Origin of the sequence: Pseudomonas sp. Yb2C2 (assembly GCF_052112325.1) — a bacterium.
Taxonomy (GTDB): domain Bacteria; phylum Pseudomonadota; class Gammaproteobacteria; order Pseudomonadales; family Pseudomonadaceae; genus Aquipseudomonas; species Aquipseudomonas marginalis.
Map to the genome: position 1 here is coordinate 1 of NZ_JAVAJK010000056.1, position 2,151 is coordinate 2,151.

Below are 2,151 nucleotides of genomic sequence, written 5' to 3' on the forward strand. Positions count from 1 at the left end.
TGCGTGAGCCGGTCAGTTTTGAGGTGCGCAAGGGCGAGATTCTCGGTCTGTTCGGCCTGGTGGGGGCAGGGCGCACGGAGTTGTTCCGTTTGCTCAGCGGCTTGGAACGCGCCAGCGCCGGCAGCCTTGAGTTATGCGGGGAGGCCCTGCAACTGCGCTCACCCCGCGACGCCATCGCCGCCGGTGTGCTGCTGTGCCCGGAAGATCGCAAGAAGGAAGGCATCATTCCGCTGTCCAGCGTCGCCGAGAACATCAATATCAGCGCCCGTGGAGCCCACTCTTCGTTCGGCTGGTTGCTGCGCGATGGCTGGGAGAAGGGCAATGCCGACCAGCAGATCAAGGCAATGAAGGTCAAAACCCCGACTGCCGCGCAAAAGATCATGTACCTGTCCGGCGGCAACCAGCAGAAAGCCATTCTTGGCCGCTGGCTGTCGATGCCCATGAAGGTCCTGCTGCTGGATGAGCCGACGCGTGGCATCGACATCGGCGCCAAGGCCGAGATCTACCAGATTATCCATAACCTCGCGGCCCAGGGCATTGCGGTGATCGTGGTGTCCAGCGACCTGATGGAAGTGATGGGCATCTCCGACCGCATCCTGGTGCTGTGCGAAGGCGCGATGCGCGGCGAACAGACCCGCGAACACGCGACCGAATCCAACCTGCTGCAACTGGCCCTGCCGCGCGGCCTGGCGAACTGAGAGAAGACCATGACGACTCAAAACAACGCGCTGCCGACGGCACGCAAACCCCTCGATATGCGCGCACTGCTCGACAACTGGGCGATGTTGCTGGCAGCGGTGGGCATCTTTGTCCTGTGCGCCTTGCTCATCGATAACTTCCTTTCGCCGTTGAACATGCGCGGCCTGGGCCTGGCGATTTCCACCGTGGGCATCGCCGCCTGCACCATGCTGTTCTGCCTGGCATCGGGGCACTTCGACTTGTCGGTAGGCTCGGTGATTGCCTGCGCCGGCGTGGTGGCGGCGATTGTGATGCGCGATACCGACAGCGTCATGCTGGGCATTGGCGCGGCGCTGCTGATGGGCCTGGTCGTGGGGCTGATCAACGGCATCGTGATCGCCAAGCTGCGGGTCAATGCGTTGATCACCACCTTGGCGACCATGCAGATCGTGCGCGGCCTGGCCTATATCTTTGCCGACGGCAAGGCGGTGGGGGTGTCCCAGGATCAGTTCTTTATCTTTGGCAATGGCCAACTGCTGGGCGTGCCGGTGCCGATCCTGATCACCATCGTGTGCTTCCTGTTTTTCGGCTGGCTGCTCAACTACACCACCTACGGGCGCAACACCATGGCCATCGGCGGTAACCCGGAAGCGGCGTTGCTGGCGGGGGTGAATGTCGACCGCACCAAGATCCTGATCTTCGCCGTGCACGGCCTGATCGGCGCATTGGCCGGGGTGATCCTCGCCTCGCGCATGACCTCGGGCCAGCCGATGATCGGCCAGGGTTTCGAGCTGACGGTGATTTCCGCCTGCGTGCTGGGCGGGGTGTCGCTGAGCGGCGGCATCGGCATGATCCGCCATGTGATTGCCGGGGTGTTGATTTTGGCGATCATCGAGAACGCGATGAACCTGAAGAACATCGACACCTTCTACCAGTATGTGATCCGCGGTTCGATCCTGCTGCTGGCGGTGGTCATCGACCGCATGAAACAACGCTGATGGTGGTAACCAAGCCCGTCGTAGTGAGCGGGCTTGCCCGCGCTGGGGCGCGAAGCGGCCCCAACACAGTCACTGCATTCTTCCAGGCTGAACCGGGTGGCGGGTTTTAGGGCCGCTTCGCGCCCCAGCGCGGGTCAAGCCCGCTCACCACAGCGGTTCGCTCCTGCTGCTGGCGGTGGTCATCGACCGCATGAAACAACGCTGATGGTGGTAACCAAGCCCGTCGTAGTGAGCGGGCTTGCCCCGCGCTGGGGCGCGAAGCGGCCCCAACACAGTCACTGCATTCTTCCAGGCTGAACCGGGTGGCGGGTTTTAGGGCCGCTTCGCGCCCCAGCGCGGGTCAAGCCGGCTCACCACAGCGGTTCGCTCCTGCTGCTGGCGGTGGTCATCGACCGCATGAAACAACGCTGATGGTGGTAACCAAGCCCGTCGTAGTGAGCGGGCTTGCCCCGCGCTGGGGCGCGAAGCGGCCCCA

Annotated in this window: 2 protein-coding genes; both read left to right on the plus strand. The window is 63.4% G+C overall.

Annotation, left to right across the window (positions count from 1 at the left end):
• On the plus strand, positions 1-698 hold a 698-nt coding region (locus Q8X51_RS32105; protein WP_407695008.1), incomplete at its 5' end, for an ATP-binding cassette domain-containing protein.
• A 9-nt stretch (positions 699-707) separates the two neighbouring features.
• On the plus strand, positions 708-1,676 hold the full coding sequence (araH, locus tag Q8X51_RS32110; RefSeq protein WP_065925854.1) for an L-arabinose ABC transporter permease AraH: 969 nt from the start codon (positions 708-710) through the stop codon (positions 1,674-1,676).
• Positions 1,677-2,151 lie beyond the last annotated feature (475 nt).